The following is a 22,376-nucleotide window of genomic DNA, read 5'->3' as shown; positions in this document are numbered from 1 at the left end:
GCATGGCTGCAGACACGTGGCTCATCGTCGGGCTCGGGAACCCGGGCGAGCAGTACGCCCGCAACCGGCACAACGTCGGGCAGATGGTCCTCGACGAGCTCGCGAAGCGCATCGGCGGGACCTTCAAGACCCACAAGGGCAACGCGCGCGTGGCTGAGGGGCGTCTCGTGCCCGGCGGCCCGAAACTCGTGCTCGGCAAGCCCAACAGCTACATGAACCTCTCCGGCGGCCCGACCGCTGCGCTCGCCCAGTTCTTCTCCGTCGACCCCGACCGCGTCATCGCCGTCCACGACGAGCTCGACATCCCGTTCGACTCGATCAAGCTCAAGCAGGGCGGCGGGCACGGTGGGCACAACGGCATCCGCGACATCGCCTCAGCGCTGAAGACCCCGGAATTCCTGCGGGTCCGGGTCGGAATCGGGAGGCCGCCGGGCCGCCAGGACGCCGCCGACTTCGTCCTCAAGGACTTCGCGGGGACGGAACGGGAGCAGCTCCCGATGCTGATCTCGGACGCCGCGGACGCGGTCGAACTCCTCGTGAACGAGGGCCTGTTGGCTGCACAGACCCGGTTCCACGGCGCCTGACGCCCGCTCAGCTGAGCGGTGAGCGGTGGCGTCGGCCCTGACTCGTGCCAGCGCCGACGAGCATCGCGCCCACCAGGAGCAGCCCGCTGATGAGCAGTGCGGCGGAGAGCGGGATCTCGGCTCCCGTGCGGGCCAACGGCGCCTGCGGTTCGAGTGGAGCGAGCCCCCAGACGACGCCGAGCGAGGTGTGGAGCGCCCCCGTCGAGACACGGGGTTCGTCCGGGAGCGGTAGGCGACCGGTGTCGGCGGACGTCACCGACCCGGTGGGGGCGAGGTCCGACGCGCGCGAATACCCGGTCAGGACCGCCTCGAACGTGTGGGAGAACGAGCCCTCGTCGAGCGCGGCCGGCGTCAGGACGAACGGTTCGGCGCTGGTGCAGACCGTCGAGGTACCGGGCTCGATGAACTCGCTGCTGCAGGTGAGGCGGGTGTCCGGCGTCTCCGCGAGGGTGATGTCGCCCAGCGCGTTCTCGCCGGTGTTGGTGACCGTCGCGATGACACGCAAGCGGTCACCAGGCTCGGTCGTGACGGTCTCGCCCTCGACCGGAACCCACGATCCGTCGGCACCCTGGATCTCGAGGTGGACGGTGCCCTCCACGGCCAGCGCGGGGACGAGCACGCGATAGGTGGTCTCGTCCGTGCTGCTGAGCCCCGCGGCGGTCTGCTCCACGCGGACGACCGCCTCGCCGGACTCGACGACCTCGGTGCTTGCGCAACTCCAGCGGCCGGCCGGGTCCACGGTGGTCTCGCACAGGGTGTGGCCCTCGCCGTCGCGCACGGCGATGTCGGCGCCCGGCTCGCCCGTTCCGGCGGAGGTCGGTCGTGAGGACTCCACGACGGCGCCGGATACCGGGCTCTCGATCACGACCCGGTCGACGGCGCTCAGGGCCGGCTGCGAGCCGAGGTCGAGCCCGCGGACGGCGTCACCCTCCACGGCGACGGTCAGCGAGCCGCGAGCGACCGGTGTGACGTCGACCTCGATCGTGCACGACTCCTCGCCCGCCGTGAGGTCGCCCGTGACCGCGATGTCGGCCCCGGCCCCAGGAGCGGTCACCTCTGCCGTGCAGCTCGTGATCACTCGCGGATCGGCTGCGACCGCGAGTCCACCGGGCAAGGCCGTCCGCACGGACCAGCCGGCCTTCGCGGCGAGTTCCGGGGTGTTGTGCACGATGAAGCGGAGACGGACCGTCTCACCGACGACGGCGGTGTCCTGCGACAGCTCGACATCGAGGGTCGGGGTCACGTCGATGATGCTCAGATCGTCGAAGGCGTGGTCGTTGCCCGATCCGCCGCCACGTCCGTTTCGCATCACGACGCCGATCGAATCATCGTCGATGAGGATGGAGGAGTCGGCCGCGAAGTGGCCGGCACGAGCCGAGACGCCGCCGTGGCTGAACGATTCGGCACGGTCGTCCGTGCACGGATCGATCGCCTGCTCGGACACCGGGTGTTCGACGCCGTCGGAGGTTCGCAGCGCCAGCTGCAGTGCGGTCGGCACCGCTGCGGAGCAGTTCAGGGACGCGACGTTCACGGAGGCGGTCAGGAAGCGGCCGGTGCCGGTAGCAAGCGGGATCGGCGTGGTCGTCTCCAGTTCGACCGCGCCGTCTGGACCGTTCGTCTGGGTGTAGGCCGCAACGGCGGAGTTGGTTTCGGGACCGGTGCCGTTGAGGACGCCCAGCACTCCGGCGAGGGCACGGACGTTCGCCATGGCGCTCGCGGCATCGAGGCAGTCGCCGGGCTCGGCGCCCGTCACCGAGGCGGACAGGATGAAGCCGTTGCATGCCGCTCGGTCCGTCCAGAAGTCGTCGGCGTCGAACCGCAGGTCCGAATGGCCCAGGTAATCGCGGATCGACATGGGCGTACCGGTGTCGGGGGCGCGTTCGAAGTCCTCGTGGAAGACCTCACCGCGTGGAGTCCCTGCTGCGTCAGTCGGTGGCCCGGAGGCCGCCGCTCCGGCCGGGGCCGTTTGGATCATCGAGAGGGTCCATCCGACTGCCAGCACGAGCGTCGTGGTCAGGATCGGACGGAGTGGGCTGGTCGAAACGCGCATGCAGCATCCCAAGAAATCATCGGATGGGGGAGGCCGCCAGCGTAGCAGTGCTGGTCTGCTGAGATATCAGACGGTCGAGGGGTGAATACCCGAAGAAGCGGACGCCGACGGCTCAGGCGCGTACGTACCGCGAGATCAACAGCTCGTCCGCGCGCAGGAGGTGCTGCAACCGCATCGGTCGCGGTGCTTCGGACGCGGGACCCGCAGCGACCCGGACGCTCTCTCCGCCGACGAGCGCCGGACTGATCGTCAGACAGAGTTCGTCGACGGCGTCGGCGGCGATGAACGAGCCGAAGAGTGCCGGACCACCCTCGCACAGGATCTGCCGCAGACCACGGTCGGAGAGTGCCTGGACGACTCGCGCCGGTTCGACGTGTTCCTCGCCGCACGCGACCACGTCGGCGACCGCCTCGAGTGCTGCGCGCTTCGCGGGGTCGGCGCGGTCGGTCGTCACGACGAGCGGCCTGACCGGAGCCTGGGTGAAGACCTCCGAGCGCAGGTCGAGGTCGAGCGAGCCCGACACGATCGCGAACACCGGGTGCAGGGGGAGGTCGTGGTCGTCGCGCCACATCGCGGCGTCGACATCGAGCCGCATGGCACCGTAGCCCTCGTCGCGCACGGTCCCGGCACCGACGAGCACGACATCGGCGAGTCGACGCAGGATGTCGAACACGGTCTTGTCGGCAGGGCCACCGAGCCCGCCGGAGACCCCGTCGACGGTCGCTCCACCGTCCAGGCTCGTCACGAAGTTCACGCGGACGGTCGTGACGGAGCGGTCCTCGACGGTGTAGGCCGCCACGAGCTCGTCGACCGACAGGGGTCGGTCCTGCGCGGGGACCAGGCTCGTGATGCTGGGGGTGCTCATGTGACTCCTCGAGGGTTCCGGATCAGACGTTGTGGACGGGCGCCACCGGTGCGCGGAAGCCGAGGATCGCCTCGGTCATCCGCACGGCCGCGATCGACTCGGGCACGGCGTGCATCCGCACGATGCGGGCACCGAGGAGGACGCACGCCGCGGCGGACACCAGGGAACCCTCGAGCCGTTCCGACTTCGGCCGATCGAGGGACTCGCCGATGAAGTCCTTGTTCGAGACGGCGGCGAGCGTCGGCAGCCCGAGCGCGGCGATCTCGTCGAACCGTCGCGTGAGCTCGAGCGTCTGCACGGTGTTCTTGTTGAGGTCGTGCCCGGGGTCCACGATGAGCCGTGACTCGGGGATGCCGTGCGAGAGCGCGAGGTCGACGCGGGCTGCGAGGAAGGCGGCGACCTCACCGGCGACGTCGTCGTACTGGGGACGGGGATGCGGCTGCCTGGGCCTGGCGAGACTGTGCGTGATGACGAGGGTGGCCTCGCTCGCTGCGACGACGTCCGCGAGCGCCGGATCGTGGATCCCCGTGGTGTCGTTGATGACGGAGGCGCCCGCCGCGATGCAGGCCGCCGCCACCTCGGGGCGGAAGGTGTCGACGGAGATGACGACGTCGCTCCGTGCGGCGAGCGCCTCGACGACGGGGAGCACGCGGTCGATCTCCTCGGCGGTGGGGATCTCCGGACCGGGGGCGAACTTGGCTCCGCCGATGTCGACCCAGTCGGCGCCCTGCTCTGCGGCGGTCACGGCGGCGTCGACGGCTCGGTCGAGTGAGAACGTCGCGCCCTGGTCGAAGAAGGAGTCCGGGGTGCGGTTGATGATCGCCATGACCGCGACCTGCTTCGAGAAGTCGAACGTCCGCGCTCCGATCCGGCGGATCGGTTGGCGGATCGGGGGGAGCGGGAAGCCGCCGGTCCGTTCGGGGTGTCGGTCTGACCGGGGCTCCGTGCTCGTCATGGGTCAATCATGACGCGTCCGGCGCGAGAGGATGCCGCGTGACGCGTCGTCCGCAGCCGATTGACAGCGGTGGCCGATGGGCGATGGGGTCATGGGTGTCGGTGGCTCGGCGTAGGCTGTCCCGGTGACGCTTCAGGGTTTGACTCACGCGCTTCGGCGCGCCGCAACGATCGACGATGCCCTCGCGTACGCGGGCAAGAGCGCGGACTTCTCCGTGATCGACGGGCTGCGTGCACCGCTCCTCGCGTCGCTCATGGACGAGCGCGGTCGGCAGGGTGCCGCCCAGGCGGCCCTCGTCGTCACCGCGACCGGCCGTGACTCCGAGCGGCTCCGCTCCGCGCTCAGCGACCTCATGCCAGAGGCCGAGATCGTCGAGTTCCCGGCCTGGGAGACCCTGCCGCACGAGCGCCTCAGCCCGAGCGCCGAGATCGTCGGCCGACGCCTGGAGGCGCTGCGGCGGCTCGGTGCCTGGACGGGGGAGCGGCCGTTCCTCCTCGTCGCGTCGGTGCGCGCCGCGCTGCAGCCCGTGGCCGACAATCTCACCGAGACCGCTCCGATCGAACTCGTCCAGGGGGGTCGCGGACACGACCTCGCCGCGATCGCGCTGCGACTCGTCGAACTCGCGTACACCCGGGTCGACATGGTGTCGCGGCGTGGTGAGTTCGCGCTGCGCGGTGGCATCCTCGACGTCTTCCCGCCGGTCGCCGACCACCCGTACCGGGTCGAGTTCTTCGGCGACGAGGTCGACGGCATCCGGGCGTTCTCGGTCGCCGACCAGCGATCGCTGCCCGAGCCGGTCGACGCGATCCGCCTGCCGCCGTCTCGGGAACTGCTCCTCAGCCCGGCCGTCCGGCAGCGCGCCGCGGAGATGCAGCACGAGTTCCCGAGCCTCACCGGGATCCTCGAGAAGATCGCGGAGGGCATCGCGGTGGAGGGCATGGAGTCGCTCTCCCCGGCCCTCGTCGACCGCCTCGTCCCGATCACCCACTACCTGCCGGATGGAGCGGCCGTCGCCGTCGTCTCGCCGGAGCGCGTCGTCACGCGGTCGATCAGCCTCGCCGAGACGAACCGCGAGTTCCTCGCCGCCGCATGGAGCGCCGCGACCGTCGGTGCGAACGCGCCGATCGACCTCGCCTCCGGCGACTTCATCTCGCTGGGCGCCCTGAAGGAGTCCGTCACCTTCAGCGCTCCCGGCCAGCCGGCACCCGACCACCCGTGGTGGACGTTCAGCGGCTTCCGCGCCGGCCCCGACGTCGAGACGCTCCCGGAGCACCTCGAACTCGACGAGCTCCTCACCGTCACGGTCGACGGCGACACCGTGCCGAGCTTCCACGGCAACGTCGAAGGTGCCATCGAACACGTCGCCGACCGCATCCGCGAAGGGTGGACGGTCGTCGTCGCCGCCCGCGGGGTCGGTCTCGTCGAGCGCGCGGCGGACGTCCTCGCCGAGCACGAGATCGCCGCCCGCATGGTCGACGAGCTGCCGGCCGACCCGGAGCCCGGCGTCGCCTACCTGTTGCAGGCCGACGTCGAGGGCGGCTTCGAGCTCGAGACGTCGAAGCTCATGCTGCTCGGCGAGACCGAGTTCTACGGACGCACCGCCGGGTACGACTCGCGCCTGGTCAAGAAGCTCGCCACCCGACGCAAGAACGTCGTCGACCCGATGCAGCTCCGGTCCGGCGACTTCGTCGTGCACCAGACCCACGGCATCGGCAAGTTCGTCGAGATGACCCAGCGCGAGGTCTCGAGCGGCGGACGCAACCCGGTGAAGAGCACCCGCGAGTACCTCGTCCTCGAGTACGCACCCTCCAAGCGCGGCTACCCGGGCGACAAGCTGCTCGTCCCCACGGACCAGCTCGACCTGCTCACCCGCTACGTGGGCGGCGAGGCTCCGCAGCTCAGCAAGATGGGCGGCAGCGATTGGTCGCAGGCGAAGAGTAAAGCGCGCAAGGCCGTCCGCGACATCGCCGTCGAACTGGTCAAGCTCTACTCGGCGCGCATGGCGTCGAAGGGGCACGCCTTCGGCCCCGACACCCCGTGGCAGCGCGAGCTCGAGGAGGCGTTCCCGTTCGCGGAGACCCCCGACCAGCTGCAGACCATCGACGAGGTCAAGGCCGACATGGAGCGCGAGATCCCGATGGACCGCCTCCTCTCCGGCGACGTGGGGTTCGGGAAGACCGAGGTCGCCGTCCGTGCCGCGTTCAAGGCCGTCCAGGACGGCAAACAGGTCGCGATGCTCGTGCCGACCACGTTGCTCGTCAAACAGCACTTCGAGACCTTCCAGGAGCGGTTCGCCGGGTTCCCGGTACACCTGCGACCGCTCAGCCGGTTCCAGTCCGACAAGGAGGCGCGGGAGGCGCTCGCCGGACTCGCCGACGGCACGGTCGACGTCATCATCGGGACGCATCGGCTCCTCACGGACAAGGTGCAGTTCAAGGACCTCGGTCTCGTGATCATCGACGAGGAGCAGCGGTTCGGTGTCGAGCACAAGGACGCCCTCAAGAAGTTGAAGACGAACGTCGACATCCTGGCCATGAGCGCGACCCCGATCCCGCGCACGCTCGAGATGGCGGTCACCGGCATCCGGGAGATGTCCACGCTCGCCACGCCACCGGAGGACCGCCACCCGATCCTGTCCTTCGTCGGTCCGTACAACGGCAAGCAGGTCGGTGCGGCGATCCGGCGCGAGCTCCTGCGCGAAGGCCAGATCTTCTTCGTGCACAACCGGGTCTCGTCCATCAGTCGGGTCGCGGCGGACCTCGCGGAGCTCGTCCCCGAGGCACGCATCGCCATCGCCCACGGGCAGCTCGGAGAGGCCGCGCTCGAACAGGTCGTGGTCGACTTCTGGGAGCGCCGCTTCGACGTCCTCGTCTGCACGACGATCATCGAGACCGGCCTCGACATCTCGAACGCCAACACGATCATCATCGACCGCGCCGACAAGTACGGCCTGAGCCAGCTGCACCAGCTGCGGGGTCGTGTCGGGCGAGGTCGTGAGCGCGCCTACGCCTACTTCCTCTACGACGAGCACAAGCCGCTCTCCGAGACCGCCCACGACCGGCTCTCGACCATCGCGGCCAACAACGAGCTCGGCAGCGGCATGCAGGTCGCCCTGAAGGACCTCGAGATCCGTGGCGCCGGCAACATGCTCGGCGGTGAGCAGGCCGGCCACATCGCGGGCGTCGGCTTCGACCTCTATCTCCGCATGATCGGGGAGGCCGTGTCCACCTTCCGCGGCGACGTCGCCGAGGGGCAGACCGAGCTCCGGCTCGAACTGCCCGTCGACGCACACATCCCCGAGGAGTACGTCGACAGCGAGCGGCTGCGACTGGAGGCCTACCAGAAGCTGTCGGCCGCGTCCGGGCCGGCGGCCAAGGACGGTCAGATCGACCTCGTGATCGACGAACTCACCGACCGCTACGGCGAGCCGCCGGCGCAGGTGAGCACGCTCATCGCCGTCTCGAGGCTCCGCCAGCGTGCGCAGCGCTCGGGACTCAGCGACCTCATCGCCGTCGGACCGAACCTGCGGGTCACCCCTGCCGACCTCCCCGACTCGATTCAGACGCGGTTGCGACGCATGTATCCCGGCGCGAAGTACCTGGCCCAGACGAACACCGTCATCGTGCCGTTGCCGCGCGTCGGCGACGAACCGCTGGCCGACACCGACCTCATCGCCTGGGTGCAGCAGTTCCTGAACGCGATCTACCCGCTGCCGGAGGGCTCGACGTCGTCCTAGCGGGCAGCAGGAGATGGGCCCGCGGGACGACAGCGTCGGTACCCGCGGCCGATCCGACAGCCGTCGTCCATCCCTAGCGTGGAGGGATGAAGATGTTCCTCCGCATCGTCCTCACCGGGGTCGTGGCGCTCGTAGCGCTCGTGCTCGCCGGGCTCCTCACGACCACCATCGTCAACACCGCCGCATCGGCTGCTGAAGCCACGCGCATCGAGGAGTACGGGCAGCGGGTCGAGGTCGACGGTAAACGCATGAACGTGTCGGTGACGGGAGACGGCGACCAGACGATCGTCCTCCTGCCCGGCTTCGGCACCGGTTCGCCCGTGCTCGACTTCTCGCCGCTCGTCGGCGAGCTCTCGTCGTCGTACCGGGTGGTCGTCGTCGAGCCCTTCGGCTACGGGCTCAGCGATCAGACCGACGTGCCGAGAACGACCGAGAACATCGTCTCTGAGATCCGCGAGGCGGTCGCCGGGCTGGGCATCGACCGGTACGTGTTGATGGGGCACTCCATCGCGGGGATCTACGCGCTGGACTATGTCGAGCGGTTCCGCGACGAGGTGACGGCGTTCGTCGGTGTCGACAGCAGCGTGCCCGACCAGCCGGGCATGGACGCCGCGCTGCCGGTCGACGCCCTGCGTGCGGCCAAGGCACTCGGCATCACCCGGGTCGTCACGGCGCTGTCGGGCGACCCGTACCCCGATCCGCCGTACGACCAGCACACGCGTGAGCAGCTCGGGATGATCTCGCTCCGCAACACCTCGAGTGCGACGTCCTCGGACGAGATGTCGCGCATCGGTGCGAACTTCCGTGCGGCGAAGGGGAAGACCTTCCCGACGGACCTCCCGGTGCTGCTCTTCGCCCAGCGGGACAACCCGACGGTGGAGGGGTGGCTGCCGCTCCATGAGGAGCAGGCCGCGAGCGTCGACCGAGGCGAGGTCGTGCCGCTCGACGCCGACCACTACCTGCACCACACGACGTCCCGCGAGATCGCCGCGGACGTCGACCGCTTCCTCGCGACTCCGGGCGTCGGGTAGCCGGTCGACGGGCCAGGCCGTCGGTCTGCGGACGGACGTATGCTGGTGCCCACGATCCCGTCGAGTCGGAGGAACCCATGGCGACCAGCATCCGGACGAAGCAGGAGCCGAAGGTGGTCGTGGCCGACGCCGTGGCCCGGCTCCGACAGACCTTCGACCACGGCACCACGAAGCCCGTCGCTTGGCGGCTCCGCCAGCTCCGTGCGCTGAAGCAACTGCTCCTCGAACGGGGCGGCGAGCTCGAGCGGGCGCTGGCGACCGACCTGGGCAAGAGCGGTACCGAGGCGCAGATCACCGAGATCGGCCTCCTCGTCGGCGAGATCGACCACACGCTGAAGCACCTGAAGCGTTGGGTGCGGCCCCGACGCGTCGCGGTACCACTCACCCTCGCCCCGGCGTCGGCATCGGTCGTGGCGGAACCGGTCGGCGTCGTCCTCGTCATCGGCCCGTGGAACTATCCGGTCCAGCTCTGCATCGGTCCCGTCATCGGGGCGCTCGCCGCGGGTGACGCCGTCCTGCTGAAGCCCAGCGAGCTCGCCCCCGCCACGAGCGCCGCACTCGCGCGCCTCCTCCCGGAGTACCTCGACGACCGTGCCGTCGCGGTCGTCGAGGGCGATGCGGAGGTCGCCACCGCCCTCCTCGCCGAGCGGTTCGACCACATCTTCTACACGGGTGGCGCCACCGTGGGCAAGGTCGTCGCCCGGGCCGCGGCGGAGCATCTGACCCCGATCACCCTGGAACTCGGCGGGAAGTCGCCGGTGTACGTCGACGACACCGTCGACCTCGCGGATGCGGCCCGCCGGATCATCTGGGGCAAGCTCATGAACGCCGGCCAGACCTGTGTCGCCCCCGACTACCTGCTCGCGACGCGGTCGGTCGCCGATCGGCTCGTCCCGTACCTGCGCGACGCGATCGCAGCCCTCTACGGCCCGGACCCCGCCGACAGTGCCGACTACGGCCGCATCATCTCCGACAGGCACTTCGACCGGGTCAGCGGTCTGCTCGACGGTCTCGAACCGGCCCTCGGCGGCGAGGTCGACGCCTCGGAGCGGTACATCGCCCCGACGGTCGTGAACGGCGTCGACACTTCGGCGTCGATCATGCAGGAGGAGATCTTCGGTCCGATCCTGCCGATCCTCCACGTGTCCGGGCTCGAACAGGCCATCGCGCACATCCGGGCGGGGGAGAAACCGCTCGCGCTCTACGTCTTCAGCGACGACCGCGCCACGCGGAGGCGGTTCACGCGCGACACCTCCTCCGGCGCGTTGGCGTTCGGCGTGCCGGCCGCCCACCTCCTCGTGCCGGGTCTGCCGTTCGGCGGCGTCGGGGCCAGCGGGATGGGCGCGTATCATGGTCGCCATTCCTTCGACACGTTCAGTCACGCGAAGGCGGTGTTCTCCAAGCCGCTGTCCCCGGACACGCTGTCGCTCGTCTACCCGCCCTTCACCGAAGCGCGCGACCGGATCGCGCGACTGATCTCGAAGACCGGCAGCACCGACGGCAGCCGCCCGTGGGGAGCCCGTCGGTGAGCAGCGAGCCCGTCGGCGACACCTCCGCTGAGCGCCTCGTCGACGCCATGCGGCAGATCCGCGACCGCTGTGTGTGGACGCAGGGCATCGACCACGACTTGCTCGTGCCGTACCTCATCGAGGAGAGCTACGAGCTCGTCGAAGCGGTCGAGGCCGGGACGCGCGACGAACTCGTCGAGGAACTCGGCGACGTGCTGTGGCAGGTCGTCTTCCATGCGGAGATCGCATCCCGTGACGCCGATGCACCGTTCGACTTCGACGACGTCGCCGAGGCCGTCACCCGCAAGATGGTCCACCGTCATCCGCACGTGTTCGGCGACGAAGCAGCGCCGACCCCGGAGGACGTGGTGCGCGTCTGGAACGCCGCGAAGGCCGAGGAGAAGGCGAAGCGCAGCAGCGCGCTCGAGGGGATCCCGCAGGGGATGCCGTCGCTCGCCCTCGCCGACAAGGTGCTCGGCAGGGCCGTGCCGCTCGGAGTCGGACCGATGGCCGTCGCCGATGTCGTCGACGACGAGGACGCTCTGGGGGAGCAGCTCCTCGCCGTGGTCGCTGCAGCACGGGCGAACGGGCTCGACGCGGAACGGGCGCTCCGGGGTGCCGTCCGTCGGTTGAGCGCGCGGGTGCGGGACGCCGAGCGTCCGGTGGCGTCACCGACCGACGACTGAGCAAGGGTCGCCGGGCGCCTGCTCACGGTGCCCGTTCCCCGCCATGCCAGAATTGAGGCATGGCAGCTCCAGTGAACCCGCCGCGCGGCATGCGCGATTTCCTCCCCGCCGACAAGGCCCGCCGGGAGCACGCGCTGGGCACCATCCGTCGCGTCTTCACCGCGCATGGCTTCGACGAGATCGAGACGCCCGTGGTGGAGGAGTACGAGCGGCTGCACTCCGGGCTCGGCGGCGACAACGAGAAGATGGCGTTCAACATCCTCCGGCGGAAGCTCACCCCGGAGGCCATCGTGGCCGCAGCGGACAACCAGACCGAACTCACCGACCTCGGCCTGCGCTTCGACCTCACCGTGCCGCTCGCCCGGTTCTACGCGACGCACCGGGCCGAGCTCCCGCCGGTGTTCCGATCGATCCAGATCGCGCCGGTCTGGCGCGGCGAACGGCCGCAGCAGGGCCGGTACCGCCAGTTCGTGCAGTGCGACATCGACATCATCGGAGAGTCGTCGAACCTCGCGGAGACCGAGCTCATCATCGCGACCCTCGGGGCCCTCGCCGAGCTCGGCATCACCGGCTGCAGCGTGCGGATCAACGACCGCCGACTCCTCATCGGGATGCTCGAATCGCTGGGCTTCCCCGCCGACGAGCACGCACAGGTGCTCATCACGATCGACAAGCTCGACAAGATCGGTCAGCAGGGCGTGGTCGCCGAACTGCGCGACCGTGGCGTCGACGCCACCGCCGTCGACGCACTCGAGGCCTTCTTCTCCCGTCCGCAGACGATGGAGTTCAACACCTTCGGCGAGCGGGCGATCCGCAAGGCGCTGCCGCTCGGTGCCGATGACGCCGTCGTCGCGGAGCTCGACGCGCTCGGGAAGGGCGTCGCCGCGGCGACCTCCCTCCAGGGTCAGCAGGCCGACCCCTTCGCGAACCCGCTGGTGTTCGACCCCTTCCTGGTGCGGGGCATGGGGTACTACACGGGCGCCATCTTCGAGATCGCGCACCCCGACCTCGGGTACTCGCTCGGCGGCGGTGGTCGCTACGACGGCATGATCGGGCGTTTCCTCGGCCAGGACGTGCCGGCGGTCGGATTCTCGATCGGCTTCGAGCGCATCGTCGACCTCATCGAGCTCCCCGCCGAAGCGGCCGCGGATGCCGTCGTGCTCGTGCACGACCGTGACGTGGCGCCGATGACGCTGGTCGCGTTGAAGGCCAAGCTCGTCGCCCAGGGGCGTCGGGTGCGCCTCGAAGCCCGCGTGAAGAACCTCAAGGCCCTCCTCGACCGCTTGTCGGCAGCCGGCTTCGGCGCCTTCGCGTTCGTCTCGGCCGACTCGACGCTCGAGTCGCTCGAGTTCAAATCGCTCGACTGACGATTCCCGCGCCCGCTTCCCGATCCTCGGCGCGCTTCCGAGCCGCTGCCCAGCTCGTCGGTGCAGGATGGAGCATTCGGCCGGATCGCCTCCCTCGAGCGATCCGACCGCTCTGCCCCCGATCGAAGAACTGGTTCCCCCGATGAGCGTCATGGCCCCTGCAGCGCGCCCGCAGCGCGCCCCGGAGTCGACCGGCCCCACACGCCGCCGGATGAGCCTCGTGCGGCGCCGGGCGACGACGCTCGCGCTGGCCGTCGGTGTCCCGCTCGCCCTGCTGACGGCCGCCCACGCCCTCGTCCCCGACATCCTCGGCCTCGGGCTCGTCTGGGACAACGCCCTGCCGTGGACGTGGGTCCTGCTGCCGGTGCTCTTCCTCGTCCTCCTCGTCGCCCGCACGCCGGGTGCCGTCATCGGTCTCCTCGCGCCGACGCTCGTCTGGGCCTTCCTGTTCGGCCCCGGCGTCGTCCCCATGGGCGACGGGCGCTCGGCGGTCCCGGCCGAGGCCTCCCTCACGGTCGCCAGCCAGAACCTCGGGCCGGAGGGCGACCCTGCGGTCATCGCGGGTTCCCTCCAGGCGAGTGGTGCGGATCTCATCGCGCTCCAGGAGATCGAGGACCACGACCGCGAACCACTCGCCGCGACGCTCGGCGAGCAGTACCCGTACTCCGTGCTCACGGGGACGGTGGGTCTCTGGAGCCGCTATCCGATCGCCGACTCGGTCGGGCTGAAGCTCGGCCTCGACTGGTACCGGGCGATCAACGCCGTCGTCGACACCCCGTCCGGGGCCGTGAGCGTCTACGTGATCCACGCCGACTCCGCGCGTCCGGGTGCGCACGCCGAACGGGACGTGATGCTCGCGGAGTTGGCCGAAACCGTCGCGGCGAACACCCGTGATCGGATCGTCGTCATGGGCGACTTCAACGCCTCCGCCTCCGACCGGGCGCTCGCCGCACTCCAGAGCGAGGTGTCTGAGCCCAACCAGAGCGAGGGAGGCTTCGGACTCACCTGGCCGGCCGGGACACCGCTCATGCGACTCGACCACGTCTTCGTCCGCGGCATGACCGCGACCCACAACGCCGTCGGCGACGCCGAGGGCAGCGACCACCACGGCATCGTGTCGAGCTTCCGGCTCGACCGCTGACCGCGCGCCTCGGGCGACGATCCGCGGCTCTGCGCCCGTTCAGCCGATGTCACTAGACTGAGCGCGGGCGGCCGTCGTACCCGTCCCACGTCCCAATCCCCACAAGGAGAACATCAGTGGCACTCATCGAGGCAGTAGGCGCTCGCGAAATTCTCGACTCCCGAGGCAACCCGACCGTCGAGGTCGAGGTGCTCCTGGAAGACGGCACGGTCAGCCGTGCGGCAGTCCCGTCCGGCGCATCGACCGGTGCGTTCGAAGCGTACGAGCTGCGTGACGGCGATGCCGCGCGTTACCTCGGCAAGGGTGTCGAGAAGGCGGTCGACGCCGTCCTCGACGAGATCGGCCCGGCACTCGAGGGCATCGAGGCGGACGACCAGCGCCTCGTCGACCACACCATGATCGAGCTCGACGGCACCGAGAACAAGAGCCGTCTGGGCGCGAACGCGATCCTCGGTGCGAGCCTCGCGGTCGCCCGTGCCGCTGCGGACTCCGCAGACCTGTCGCTCTACCGCTACGTCGGCGGCGCCAACGCCCACGTCCTCCCGGTCCCGATGATGAACATCATCAACGGTGGCTCGCACGCCGACACCGGCGTCGACATCCAGGAGTTCATGATCCTCCCGATCGGCGCTCCGAGCTTCCGTGAGGCGCTCCGCTGGGGCACCGAGACGTACCACACGCTCAAGGGCCTGCTGAAGTCGAAGGGCTTCGCGACCGGCCTCGGCGACGAGGGTGGCTTCGCCCCCGACTTCGAGCACAACCGTGCGGCCCTCGACTTCATCGTCGAGGCCATCGAAAAGGCCGGCTTCACGGTCGGAACCGACATCGCGCTCGGCCTCGACGTCGCGTCCAGCGAGTTCTACAAGGAGGGCGCGTACCAGTTCGAGGGCAAGGCGCTCGACAGCACCGAGATGACCGCGTACTACGCCGACCTCGTCGCGAACTACCCGCTCATCACCATCGAGGACCCACTGGCCGAGGACGACTGGGCGGGCTACGCCCACCTCACCCCCGAGCTCGGCTCCAAGGTCCAGATCGTCGGCGACGACCTGTTCGTCACGAACCCGAAGCGTCTCGCCGACGGCATCGCCAAGGGTGCGGCGAACTCGCTGCTCGTCAAGGTCAACCAGATCGGGACGCTCACCGAGACGCTCGACGCGGTCTCCCTCGCTCAGCGCTCCGGCTACACGACGATCCTGTCGCACCGCTCCGGCGAGACCGAGGACACCACGATCGCCGACCTCGCGGTCGCGACGAACGCGGGCCAGATCAAGACCGGTGCGCCTGCGCGCAGCGAGCGGGTCGCGAAGTACAATCAGTTGCTGAGGATCGAAGAGGAGCTGGGCCAGGCAGCCGTCTACGCCGGCCGCAGCGCCTTCCCCCGGTTCACCGCCTAAGCATCGTCACCTGAAGGCTCTCAGGGGTGCCGATCGGCACCCCTGAGAGCCTTCGTCGTGTGCGGGAGGCGCCTGTGAAGAAGCCATCGATGCCGGCCGGCGGCGAGTCGAAGCGCACGCCGTCCGGCAGCGGAGCAGCGTCCTCCTCGTCCTCCGGCTCGTCGAGGCCCCGGTCGAGCTCCGCGGATTCCTCCGCCAAGCGCTCCTCCTCGTCCTCCAAGCGCCCGGCGGGAGCCACCGCGAAGCCCGCACGCTCCGCAGCCACAGCCCCGCGGTCGACGACGAAGGCACCGCGATCCGCGTCGGCCGGTTCCTCGGCACCGCGCTCGCGGACCGGCTCGACACGGACCACCCCGGCACGCCAGTCGGACGCCGGTGGCTGGTTGCGGAGTCTGCGACTGTCCGGGTTCAGCGTCCTGCTCCTCGGGATCCTCGTGCTCGGGGTCGTCGTCCTCGCGCCGAACCTCAAGACCTTCCTCGAGCAGCGGCAGCAGATCGCCGCGCTGGAGGCCGGTGTCGCCGACACCCAGAAGCAGGTGGACGCGCAGCAGGCCGAACGCGAGCGCTGGAACGACCAGAGCTACGTCATGACCCAGGCGCGCGACCGCCTGTTCTACGCTCTACCCGGCGAGGTCAGCTACATCATCATCAACGACGTCGACCCGGCCTCGTTGCCCACCACGGAGACACCCGTGAGCGACACGCTCGTCGACTCGCAGTCCGACTGGCTCGACGGGCTGCTGTCCTCGCTCGTCGCCACCGGCTACTCGCCGGCCCCGGTCGCGACCGAGCCCCCTGCTCCCACGCAGACGACGCCTCCCGCCGGCGGCTGACGTCCGGACGCAGTGGTGAACCCGGCGATAATGGAACCATGAGCACCCCTCCCTTCGGCCCAGTCTCCGAGCGCGACGTCGAGATCGTGTCGGCGCAACTGGGACGCCCGGCGCGGAACGTGGTCGGCATCGCGGCGCGCTGTGTCTGCGGCGCCCCGACGGTCGTCTCCACCGCTCCTCGCCTGGCCGACGGCACGCCGTTCCCCACGTTCTACTACCTGACCCACCCGGCCGCCACGGCCGCGGTCTCCTCGCTCGAGGCGACCCAGGTGATGAACGAGTACAACGAGCTCCTGGCCGAGGACGAAGCGGTCCGCGCTGCCTACGCCACCGCGCACACGGCCTACCTCGCCGACCGCACCTCCATCGCCGAGGTCGCCGAGATCGACGGGATCTCCGCCGGCGGCATGCCGGTGCGGGTCAAGTGCCTCCACGCGCTCGTCGGCCACGCCCTTGCGGCTGGTCCGGGCGTCAACCCCATCGGCGACCTCGCGCTCGACCGCGCGAGCTGGAGCCCCGAGGTGTGCGCATGCGCGGACGGCCAGGCGGGGCAGGGATAGGCCCCGCACGCGACGGGGGTCGCCTGTGGGGGAGTGACGGACCGCGACGCGGAGACCGTCGTCGTCCGTGCGGCCTCCGAGGTGCGCTGTCGGCGCTGTCGGCGATGCTCCTGGCGTTTCTGCTCGTGGGGACGCAGGCGCTCCCGGCGTCGGCGGACACGGTGCGCGATATGCAGTACTGGCTCGGCGACTACGGCTTCACGACGGCCTGGGAGACGACGAAGGGCGCCGGTGTCACCGTCGCCGTGATCGACACCGGCATCGCGAGCGGTCCCGCGGAGATGACCGGCGCGGTCGCGGGAGGCGTCGACGTCTCCGGGCTCGGGAGTCCCGACGGCCGGACTCCGGTCGGGTCCGAGGGGAGCGAGCACGGAACGCTGGTCGCCTCGATGATCGCCGGTCGTGGTCGCACGGGCGGTGCCGGGGTCATCGGCGTGGCCCCTGAGGCGCGCCTGCTCTCCGTCTCGGTCGGGTTCGGCTCCGACGGGTCGGCCGTCGTCCCCTGGGACGACCAGATCGCGACCGCTGTCCGTTGGGCGGTGGACAATGGCGCGGACGTCATCAACATGTCCCTGACGCGCAACAGTCTCGACTGGCCGACGAGCTGGGACGACGCCTTCCTCTACGCCTTCTCGCACGACGTGGTCGTGGTTGCTGCAGCGGGCAACCGGGGGAGTGGGACGGTCGAGGTCGGTGCTCCGGCGACGATCCCGGGCGTGCTGACCGTCGCCGGTGTGGATCGCACGGGGTCGGCGAGCTTCGACGCCTCGAGCCAGGGCATCACGATCGCCGTCGCTGCGCCGAGTGAGCAACTCGTCGGGGTGACGCCCGCCGGGTCCTACGTGCAGTGGCAGGGGACGAGCGGAGCGGCGCCGATCGTCTCCGGACTCGTGGCCCTCGTCCGCTCCGCCTGGCCGGAGCTCAGCGCCGCCGACGCCATCAAGCGCGTGACGGCGACGGCGAAGCAGGTGGGCGACTCCGCGCAGAGCCCCATCTACGGTGCAGGTCTCATCGACGCCGCGAAGGCGGTCAGCGGTTCCGTCGGTCCGGCGACGACCTCGCCGGAGCAGCAGCTGTCCGACTGGATCACGCTCTACCGACGGGCGCCGCAGGTCCCCGATCCCGATCCGAGTGCCGAGCAGCCGTCGCCGACACCGGAGCCGGTACCTCCGGCGATCCCGGAGAACGAAGCCGTCGAGGTGCGCGCCAACCTCTTCCTCCCGACGCCGAGCACCCTGCTCTACGGCTCGCTGCCACTGGCGCTCCTCCTCGGAACTGGTAGCCTGGTCACGCTCGGTGTCATAGGCGCTACCAGGCATTTCAAGCGGGTGCTGCAGAAGTAGTACTCTGTTCCGATATTCTCAGACACTCATCTGAACCAATCGTCTTGACGTAGGAGATCGTTCGCCGTGCCCAAAATTCTGATCGTCGGTGGTGGTTACGCCGGGTTCTACACCGCATGGAAGCTCGAGAAGCAGCTTCGTCGTGGTGAGGCCGAAGTCACCATGGTCGACCCGCTGCCCTACATGACCTACCAGCCCTTCCTGCCGGAGGTCGCCGCCGGTTCCATCGAGCCGCGTCACGCGGTCGTCTCGCCGCGTCGTCACCTGAAGCACACCAACGTGATCACCGCCAAGGTCACGGGCATCAACCACGCCGAGAAGAAGGCGACCATCACGCCTGAGGTCGGTGAGCCCTGGGAGGTCGACTACGACATCATCGTCGTCACCGCCGGAGCCGTCTCCCGCACCTTCCCGATCCCCGGTGTCGCCGACACCGCGATCGGGCTCAAGACCATCGAAGAGGCCGTCGCGATCCGCGACCGCGTGCTCTCCAACTTCGACAAGGCCGCGAACCTGCCGGCGGGTCCCGAGCGCGACCGCCTTTTGACGTTCACGGTCGTCGGTGGCGGCTTCGCCGGTATCGAGGTCTTCGCCGAGCTGCGTTCGTTCGCGAGCTCGCTGCTGAAGTTCTACCCGCAGCTGTCCTTCGAGGACACGCACTTCCACCTCATCGAGGCCATGGGTCGCATCATGCCCGAGGTCAAGATCGAGACGAGCCACTGGGTCCTCAAGAACCTGGCCGAGCGCGGCGCGCTCGTGCACCTCGACACGCAGCTGCAGTCGGCTGTCGACGGCAAGATCGAGCTCTCGACCGGTGAGTCGTTCGAGTCCGACCTCATCGTCTGGACCGCCGGTGTCATGGCGAACCCGGGCGTCGTCCGCGGTGGCGACCTCCCCGTCGAGGAGCGCGGCCGCATCAAGACCCGCGCCGACCTCCGTGTCGGTACCGACGACGACATCGTCGAGGGTGCCTGGGCGGCCGGCGACGTCTCCGCCGTCCCCGACCTCAGCGGTGGTGGCGTCGGCGGCTTCTGCGTGCCGAACGCTCAGCACGCCGTCCGTCAGGGCAAGCTCCTCGCGAAGAACATCACCGCGGTCCTCCGTGGCGAGGAGCCGAAGAACTACTTCCACAAGAACATGGGTGCGGTCGCCGGTCTCGGCATCGGCGTCGGTGTCTTCCAATCCGGCAACCTCGCGATCAAGGGCCTCCCGGCCTGGTTCGCTCACCGTGGGTACCACGGGCTGGCCATGCCGAGCTTCGAGCGCAAGTTCCGCGTGTTCGGTGGCTGGTGGAACAACTTCTGGCTCGGACGCGACATCGTCTCCCTGTCGGCCGTGCAGAACCCGCGTGAGGCCTTCGAGACCTTCGCATCGCGCCCGAAGCCCCCGGTAGATGCTGCGGCCCCCGCAGCAGCTCCGGCGGCTCCCGCCGCGGCTGAGAAGCCCGCTCGCAAGGCTCCCGTGAAGCGCAAGCCGAAGGCCGCCCCGGCCGAGGCCGCAGCGCCGGCCGCCGAGGCACCTGCTGCAGAGGCTCCTGCCGGCACCGGCGCCCCCACCGGTGCCGACGACGAGCAGGCCTACGCGACGCCCGCTGAGGAAGTCAGCGCGAACAAGTAGTCCGGTCCGGAGCCCAGCTCCGTTCCTCGAGAGGCGCATGTCATCCGGTCCGCCGGGGCATGCGCCTCTCGGCGTTCGACGCCTCGATACGATGAAGTGCACGCCCCCGTAGCCCAACTGGCAGAGGCAGGCGACTTAAAATCGCCGCAGTGTGGGTTCGAACCCCACCGGGGGTACCATTCGGCCTCCTCGACCCAGATCGCCCCACCGTGTCGGCCCGTTTCCTGATGGGATCCACGGGTCGTGGGGTGTGCGAGCAGGTCACCGCCGAGTTCGACCGGACGGCGCGGCCATCGCGGACACCGGGAGGTGCCCCGCGGCGAGGACTGCCGCCGCGACGGCGATCCACGGGTTGCTCAACCACGCTGCAGCACAGAGGAACACCACGACCGGGAGGACTGCCATCGGAATCGGCACCCACCACCAGCGCTGGTACAGCATGGTCCCGTCGCGACCGCCGAGCAGATACCGACCCCACATCGCGTAGTACCCCACCAATGCGACGAGCACCGGGATCGCCCACTCCCACATGACAACTCCCGGCACGGTGATGGCCGGGACCACCAGGCACGACGCTTGACCTGCACGTTCGAGCCAGATCAGCGGACGAGGTGCCCGCGTGGCGGGGATGGCGACGCTCGGTGGGAACCACAGCAGCAGGAGGTTCGGTGCCAGGACCGCGAGTCCGACGACCAGACCCCAGAAGGAAAACCCCATGCTCGGAGGATAGCTCCGACCGCGCTCGCCTCCCGTCGAGCGCTTCGCCGACTCCGTGGGCCCATGGCGACGACCGAGCGGCGTTCAGAGCAACGACGACAGCCGCGCCTTCCGTCGGTTCTCCCGGATGATCCACGCGACATCGGGGTGCCGCTCGTCGAGCTCGCGGAACGCGGGAAGGCCCGTTCCGGGTCGGGCAGCCACCGCGACGCTCCAGCAGTACCCGAGTGCCTGTCGGAGCGTTCTGGCGTCGTGCTGTCGGTTTCGTTCTGGCGGCAACGCGGCCAGGAACGCTGTTGTCATCTGGCACACCTCGATGGCCGCCGCTGCGACAGCCGGGTCGTGGAGCAGTCGCGGCTCACAGATCCCGGCGACGGCAGCGCGTTGCACGAGCGGCGACGCGTCTGCAGCCCATCCGCGAGCGACGTCCGTGAGCGCTGCTGCGTTCCTGTCTCCGAGATGTTGCAGACCGATGGCCACCCCTTCGCGGACCCGCCAGCGGGCGTCTGCGGCCAGCTCGCGGGCGACGCCCTCGGGCCCGGACCGTTCGGCACGGCTCCCGAGGACGGCGGCAGCGCACATGGCCTGGTATTCACCGCCGTCAGCGAGGAGCATGCGGGCATCGGCCTCATCCGCCTGGGCGAGCAGCGCCTCCAGGAGACTGAGGTTCGCGCGCGGACCGGGTAGCCCGGAGTGCTCACCGAGGAGCCGGGGCCACGCGCTGCGAGGGACGTTTTGCAACGTCGCGTCCCACTTCGTCGCATCCGTCATGACGTGAGCATATGGTGCCTCGAGTCTCCGTCGCACGGCCGTTCCCATGGAAGGATGGACACATGGCTACCCGCACGATCACGACGCTCGTCGACGACCTCGACGGTTCCGACATCCCCCGCGGGCTGGGGGAGACGGTCCGGTTCGGCATCGACGGCGAGAACTACGAGATCGACCTGACCGACGACAACGCGGCGGCACTGCGCGAGACGCTTGCGTCGTACGTTGAGGCCGCACGACCCGTCATCGCGTCGGCGTCGCTCCGCCGCCTGCACTGAGCTGACGCCCGCACGGCGCGCTGTACCCGTCTGCACGCTCGCCTCGATCCTGCAAGGGTCCCTGCTGGGCGAGGGAGCGCGACTAGCGTGCTCAGCATGAGTACTCCGAGCGACCACGACCACGCAATGAACGACGACGAGCAGACGAGCAAGGACCGCGCGTACAGCCCCTCCAGCGAGGCGGAGACGGCGGCCAAGCAGGACGACGGGCAGCCCGTCGTCCGCGATCCCGACATCGCCTCCGGCATGATCGATGTCGCCCCCGGCACCGGTGGTCCTGATGACAGCGGCGACGTCGACGTCGACCCGGGCGAGCTCCACATCCCTCGTGATCCCGACAGCGCGCACTGAGACAACGATGCCCGAGTGTTGACCCCTGAATGGGGTTCGCAAAACGGACGACGCGAACGCGACACGGCGGTGTTGCGTCACGCAAGGTGCCTCCCGTCCGCTACCTTCGAGGTGGGGGCGTCACCCGTGAGCCGGTCCCGGAAGCCGCAAGCTTCCTGGTCGACCGGTTGCTAGACGCCTCAAGTGAGGGCGAGGTATTCGGGTTACCTCGCCCTCACGCTTGCCCACCGCATCTCCCGGCCCGACCGCACGTCCTCGACGGTAGGCTGAAACGATGCAGGAGATCACCCCCACCGAACTGAGCAAGCTCGAGCAGGCCGTCATCATCGACGTCCGCGAAGCCGATGAGGTCGCCGTCGCCAGCGTGCCCGGTGCCCGGCACCTGCCGATGTCGTCCTTCCTCGACCACCTCGACGAGGTACCCCGCGAAGAGACTGTGTACGTCATGTGCCACTCCGGCGGCCGCAGCGCCCGCGTCACGGGCTACCTCGAGCAGCAGGGCTACGACGCCGTGAACGTCACCGGAGGCATCACCGAGTGGGCTGCGAGCGGCCTGCCGGTCGATCGTCCCGCCGACGTCGGCTGA

21 protein-coding genes and 1 tRNA gene are annotated in these 22,376 nt (G+C 69.7%); 16 read left to right on the top strand and 6 right to left on the bottom strand.

Annotation, left to right across the window (positions count from 1 at the left end):
- The first annotated feature begins 2 nt into the window (after positions 1–2).
- Positions 3–584: an aminoacyl-tRNA hydrolase gene (pth, locus tag RWN05_RS05635; RefSeq protein ID WP_314138899.1), complete on the top strand. Its 582-nt coding sequence runs from the start codon at positions 3–5 to the stop codon at positions 582–584.
- A 7-nt stretch (positions 585–591) separates the two neighbouring features.
- Here pth and RWN05_RS05630 read toward each other — a convergent pair whose 3' ends face one another.
- The 3 genes from RWN05_RS05630 to folP form a co-directional block, all read right to left on the bottom strand.
- Positions 592–2,634 carry an Ig-like domain-containing protein gene (locus RWN05_RS05630; RefSeq protein ID WP_314138897.1) on the bottom strand — a complete coding sequence of 681 codons (2,043 nt, stop codon included), beginning with the start codon at positions 2,632–2,634 and terminating at the stop codon, positions 592–594.
- 112 nt (positions 2,635–2,746) lie between these two features.
- Positions 2,747–3,499, bottom strand: a complete 753-nt coding sequence (locus tag RWN05_RS05625; protein ID WP_079001997.1) for a pyrimidine reductase family protein — start codon at positions 3,497–3,499, stop codon at positions 2,747–2,749.
- Between the two features lie 22 nt (positions 3,500–3,521).
- Positions 3,522–4,454, bottom strand: a complete 933-nt coding sequence (gene folP / locus RWN05_RS05620) for a dihydropteroate synthase (RefSeq protein WP_314138895.1) — start codon at positions 4,452–4,454, stop codon at positions 3,522–3,524.
- A gap of 124 nt (positions 4,455–4,578) precedes the next feature.
- Here folP and mfd point away from each other — a divergent pair, with 124 nt between their 5' ends.
- From mfd to eno, 7 genes are all read left to right on the top strand, one after another.
- Complete coding sequence (mfd, locus tag RWN05_RS05615) at positions 4,579–8,190, top strand: transcription-repair coupling factor (RefSeq protein ID WP_314138894.1); 3,612 nt, start codon at positions 4,579–4,581, stop codon at positions 8,188–8,190.
- A gap of 86 nt (positions 8,191–8,276) precedes the next feature.
- Positions 8,277–9,221: an alpha/beta hydrolase gene (locus RWN05_RS05610; protein ID WP_314138892.1), complete on the top strand. Its 945-nt coding sequence runs from the start codon at positions 8,277–8,279 to the stop codon at positions 9,219–9,221.
- 77 nt (positions 9,222–9,298) lie between these two features.
- Positions 9,299–10,750 (top strand): aldehyde dehydrogenase family protein, encoded by a 1,452-nt coding sequence (locus RWN05_RS05605; RefSeq protein ID WP_314138890.1) that lies wholly within the window; start codon positions 9,299–9,301, stop codon positions 10,748–10,750.
- Complete coding sequence (locus RWN05_RS05600) at positions 10,747–11,415, top strand: MazG family protein (protein WP_314138889.1); 669 nt, start codon at positions 10,747–10,749, stop codon at positions 11,413–11,415. Before RWN05_RS05605 ends, RWN05_RS05600 begins: the two co-directional genes overlap by 4 nt.
- A gap of 59 nt (positions 11,416–11,474) precedes the next feature.
- The gene (gene hisS / locus RWN05_RS05595) at positions 11,475–12,782 is read left to right on the top strand and encodes a histidine--tRNA ligase (RefSeq protein WP_314138887.1); all 1,308 of its coding nucleotides are present in this window, start codon (positions 11,475–11,477) and stop codon (positions 12,780–12,782) included.
- Positions 12,783–12,933: 151 nt separating this feature from the next.
- The gene (locus tag RWN05_RS05590; protein ID WP_314138885.1) at positions 12,934–13,923 is read left to right on the top strand and encodes an endonuclease/exonuclease/phosphatase family protein; all 990 of its coding nucleotides are present in this window, start codon (positions 12,934–12,936) and stop codon (positions 13,921–13,923) included.
- A 116-nt stretch (positions 13,924–14,039) separates the two neighbouring features.
- On the top strand, positions 14,040–15,320 hold the full coding sequence (gene eno / locus RWN05_RS05585; RefSeq protein ID WP_314138884.1) for a phosphopyruvate hydratase: 1,281 nt from the start codon (positions 14,040–14,042) through the stop codon (positions 15,318–15,320).
- On the opposite strand, the gene RWN05_RS05580 is transcribed toward eno, so the two are convergent.
- Positions 15,310–15,672: a hypothetical protein gene (locus tag RWN05_RS05580; protein ID WP_314138882.1), complete on the bottom strand. Its 363-nt coding sequence runs from the start codon at positions 15,670–15,672 to the stop codon at positions 15,310–15,312. The genes eno and RWN05_RS05580 overlap by 11 nt on opposite strands.
- 31 nt (positions 15,673–15,703) lie before the next feature.
- On the opposite strand from RWN05_RS05580, the gene RWN05_RS05575 reads away from it, so the two are divergent.
- The 5 genes from RWN05_RS05575 (at position 15,704) to RWN05_RS05555 (ending at position 19,852) form a co-directional block, all read left to right on the top strand.
- On the top strand, positions 15,704–16,153 hold the full coding sequence (locus tag RWN05_RS05575) for a septum formation initiator family protein (protein WP_071261252.1): 450 nt from the start codon (positions 15,704–15,706) through the stop codon (positions 16,151–16,153).
- 38 nt (positions 16,154–16,191) lie between these two features.
- Positions 16,192–16,713 carry a DUF501 domain-containing protein gene (locus tag RWN05_RS05570; RefSeq protein ID WP_064296467.1) on the top strand — a complete coding sequence of 174 codons (522 nt, stop codon included), beginning with the start codon at positions 16,192–16,194 and terminating at the stop codon, positions 16,711–16,713.
- 170 nt (positions 16,714–16,883) lie between these two features.
- On the top strand, positions 16,884–18,056 hold the full coding sequence (locus RWN05_RS05565) for a S8 family serine peptidase (protein WP_314138879.1): 1,173 nt from the start codon (positions 16,884–16,886) through the stop codon (positions 18,054–18,056).
- 66 nt (positions 18,057–18,122) lie between these two features.
- Positions 18,123–19,673, top strand: a complete 1,551-nt coding sequence (locus RWN05_RS05560) for an NAD(P)/FAD-dependent oxidoreductase (RefSeq protein ID WP_314138878.1) — start codon at positions 18,123–18,125, stop codon at positions 19,671–19,673.
- A 102-nt stretch (positions 19,674–19,775) separates the two neighbouring features.
- A tRNA-Leu gene (locus tag RWN05_RS05555) sits at positions 19,776–19,852 on the top strand.
- A gap of 82 nt (positions 19,853–19,934) precedes the next feature.
- Here RWN05_RS05555 and RWN05_RS05550 read toward each other — a convergent pair.
- Together RWN05_RS05550 and RWN05_RS05545 are read right to left on the bottom strand one after the other, a co-directional pair.
- Entirely contained in the window at positions 19,935–20,390 is a 456-nt protein-coding gene (locus RWN05_RS05550) for a hypothetical protein (protein WP_314138877.1), read from the bottom strand.
- Positions 20,391–20,474: 84 nt separating this feature from the next.
- Entirely contained in the window at positions 20,475–21,161 is a 687-nt protein-coding gene (locus RWN05_RS05545) for a HEAT repeat domain-containing protein (RefSeq protein ID WP_314138876.1), read from the bottom strand.
- A gap of 62 nt (positions 21,162–21,223) precedes the next feature.
- Here RWN05_RS05545 and RWN05_RS05540 point away from each other — a divergent pair, with 62 nt between their 5' ends.
- From RWN05_RS05540 to RWN05_RS05530, 3 genes are all read left to right on the top strand, one after another.
- Positions 21,224–21,439, top strand: coding sequence for an Lsr2 family protein (locus RWN05_RS05540; protein ID WP_064296464.1), 216 nt, complete (start codon positions 21,224–21,226; stop codon positions 21,437–21,439).
- A 96-nt stretch (positions 21,440–21,535) separates the two neighbouring features.
- The gene (locus tag RWN05_RS05535; RefSeq protein ID WP_314138873.1) at positions 21,536–21,790 is read left to right on the top strand and encodes a hypothetical protein; all 255 of its coding nucleotides are present in this window, start codon (positions 21,536–21,538) and stop codon (positions 21,788–21,790) included.
- A 274-nt stretch (positions 21,791–22,064) separates the two neighbouring features.
- Positions 22,065–22,376 carry a rhodanese-like domain-containing protein gene (locus RWN05_RS05530; protein WP_079002023.1) on the top strand — a complete coding sequence of 104 codons (312 nt, stop codon included), beginning with the start codon at positions 22,065–22,067 and terminating at the stop codon, positions 22,374–22,376.

It is taken from the genome of uncultured Plantibacter sp. (genome assembly GCF_963518075.1).
Lineage (GTDB): Bacteria > Actinomycetota > Actinomycetes > Actinomycetales > Microbacteriaceae > Plantibacter > Plantibacter flavus_A.
The sequence above is the reverse complement of the archived record's forward strand: the minus strand, read 5'-3'. Positions and strand labels throughout refer to the sequence as shown.

Coding starts and splice junctions, on each gene's coding strand:
- RWN05_RS05630 (WP_314138897.1), bottom strand. CDS start 2,634: ATGCGCGTTTCGACCAGCCCACTCCGTCCGATCCTGACCACGACGCTC.
- RWN05_RS05610 (WP_314138892.1), top strand. CDS start 8,277: ATGAAGATGTTCCTCCGCATCGTCCTCACCGGGGTCGTGGCGCTCGTA.
- RWN05_RS05565 (WP_314138879.1), top strand. CDS start 16,884: ATGCAGTACTGGCTCGGCGACTACGGCTTCACGACGGCCTGGGAGACG.
- RWN05_RS05570 (WP_064296467.1), top strand. CDS start 16,192: ATGAGCACCCCTCCCTTCGGCCCAGTCTCCGAGCGCGACGTCGAGATC.
- RWN05_RS05545 (WP_314138876.1), bottom strand. CDS start 21,161: ATGACGGATGCGACGAAGTGGGACGCGACGTTGCAAAACGTCCCTCGC.
- RWN05_RS05550 (WP_314138877.1), bottom strand. CDS start 20,390: ATGGGGTTTTCCTTCTGGGGTCTGGTCGTCGGACTCGCGGTCCTGGCA.
- RWN05_RS05590 (WP_314138885.1), top strand. CDS start 12,934: ATGGCCCCTGCAGCGCGCCCGCAGCGCGCCCCGGAGTCGACCGGCCCC.
- RWN05_RS05625 (WP_079001997.1), bottom strand. CDS start 3,499: ATGAGCACCCCCAGCATCACGAGCCTGGTCCCCGCGCAGGACCGACCC.
- RWN05_RS05535 (WP_314138873.1), top strand. CDS start 21,536: ATGAGTACTCCGAGCGACCACGACCACGCAATGAACGACGACGAGCAG.
- hisS (WP_314138887.1), top strand. CDS start 11,475: ATGGCAGCTCCAGTGAACCCGCCGCGCGGCATGCGCGATTTCCTCCCC.
- RWN05_RS05530 (WP_079002023.1), top strand. CDS start 22,065: ATGCAGGAGATCACCCCCACCGAACTGAGCAAGCTCGAGCAGGCCGTC.
- pth (WP_314138899.1), top strand. CDS start 3: ATGGCTGCAGACACGTGGCTCATCGTCGGGCTCGGGAACCCGGGCGAG.
- folP (WP_314138895.1), bottom strand. CDS start 4,454: ATGACGAGCACGGAGCCCCGGTCAGACCGACACCCCGAACGGACCGGC.
- RWN05_RS05540 (WP_064296464.1), top strand. CDS start 21,224: ATGGCTACCCGCACGATCACGACGCTCGTCGACGACCTCGACGGTTCC.
- RWN05_RS05605 (WP_314138890.1), top strand. CDS start 9,299: ATGGCGACCAGCATCCGGACGAAGCAGGAGCCGAAGGTGGTCGTGGCC.